The 1,634-nt window shown below is 62.7% G+C and carries 1 protein-coding gene and 1 pseudogene; one reads left to right on the forward strand and one right to left on the reverse strand.

Annotated elements, in window-relative coordinates; translation table 11 throughout:
* Positions 1–1,110 (forward strand): annotated as a pseudogene (locus WBB85_RS11885) (right-handed parallel beta-helix repeat-containing protein); the annotation flags it as partial.
* A gap of 51 nt (positions 1,111–1,161) precedes the next feature.
* Here the strand turns inward: WBB85_RS11885 and WBB85_RS11890 are convergent.
* On the reverse strand, positions 1,162–1,634 hold a 473-nt coding region (locus WBB85_RS11890; protein WP_432638825.1), incomplete at its 5' end, for a HugZ family protein.

The following is a 1,634-nucleotide window of genomic DNA, read 5'->3' on the forward strand; positions in this document are numbered from 1 at the left end:
CCCTTGTACGGGCCCGCGGCGACGCAGGGCTATACCTTCACTCGGTTCAAGTATATCCTTGATTTTTCTGGGTTTTCCAAGGTTTCCAAGTTCACGCTTACGGATGTGGAGTTCATGTGCGCGGGCAATGCCAGCGGTATCCTGCTGGCCCCGGCGGGTCAGACCTTTCACCTCAGGGATTGCTTCCTCACCAAGCCGCGCGACCGCGGCGTGACCAGCCATGGCGACGGCTGTCAGGACCTGCAGATCGACCGCTGCCATTTCGTATCCAACGAGCAGGCGGTGAAGGCGACGGACCGCACGACGGTGGCCTTCAACGTGAATGCCAATGACGCCAAGATCCGCGACAACCGGTTCGAGCGCTTTCGCCATACCGGGGTTCTGTTCGGCAACGGTCATCTGATCGTCGGCAACCACTGGTTTCAGGGCGATGAGGAGACAGATGCGCCGCGGCTGGGCGGCATGGTCTTTACCTATCCGAACGTGAAATCGGTGATTACCGGCAATTACATCGACAATTCTTTCATAGAATGGACAAACGAGCATGATGCCGCGCCCGATTTCGGGGTCGAGTTCTCGTTCGGTGGTCTGACGGTGACGGGCAATATCTTTACCTGTTCGGATGTCGCGGACTGGTTCAACTGGATCGTCATCAAGCCCTATGGCGTGGGCCATTTCCTCCAGGGGCTGAGCGTGCAGGGGAATACGTTCAAGTCGATCAATGGAACGATTGAACGGGTGGAATCGGTCGACGATTCGATTGCCGGGCTGGATTTCGGGCGCAGCCGCAACGTCGTGTTCGAGGGCAATTCCTTCAACGGAATCACCCAGCCGACGATCAACCCTGTGACGCTGGAATTCGTGCAGGCGTCGGAGGCGCTGAACTGGACGCTGAACAGCAGCGGCTACCTGCCGTTCGGCGGTTGGAGCCGGATGGTGCCGAGCGTTCAGGCCGAGGGTGCCGTGACCAATGCCGCAGGCGCCGCGGTCTGGACGATGCCTTACGTGACGACCAACTACGGCGCGTCGTCAAACCTTGTGCGGCTGAGCTGGCCAGAGGCGGTCAAGGGCCGGGTGACGGTCACATCGCGGATGGACAACCCGTTCTAAGGTGAGGAACCGGGGTGGAGGGGCCGGGGCAGCGAGGCGCCCCGGCCCGTGTCATGCGAGGTCGCTGGCGGTCAGGTCATAGGCCTTGCCGAAGCCGCCGTTCAACGCGGCCCCGGTCGCGTCGAAGACGACAAAGCTGAAATCGGCGAAATCGGCATAGAGTTTCGATTTCGGGTGGCTGGCAAGGTAGTGTTCGCGCAGCCGGGCGTGGTTGGGTGTTGCCCGGTCGATGAAACGCGCCTTTGCCGCGAGGGTGAGGCGGGCAAAGGCCAGCGGGTCGCCCTTGGGCGGCGGTTCTCCGATCAAGAGCGAGGCAGCGGGATCGGCGTGAAGCGCGCGGGTGTGCAGCGCGAGCGCGGAGATCAGCGTCATCGGTTGGCCTTCGGGGGTCAGGCCGAGGGCGATGCGGGTGACATGCGGGGCCCGGGTGTCGGGATGCAGCACCGCAAGTGCTGCGAACCTTGCAGCCGTAAGCAGCTCGCGCGCCAGAGCGCGGGCCTCGTCGTCGGTGGGGCGTATCGGAG

The sequence above is a fragment of the Albidovulum sp. genome (assembly GCF_049646345.1).
Taxonomy (GTDB): Bacteria; Pseudomonadota; Alphaproteobacteria; order Rhodobacterales; family Rhodobacteraceae; genus Albidovulum.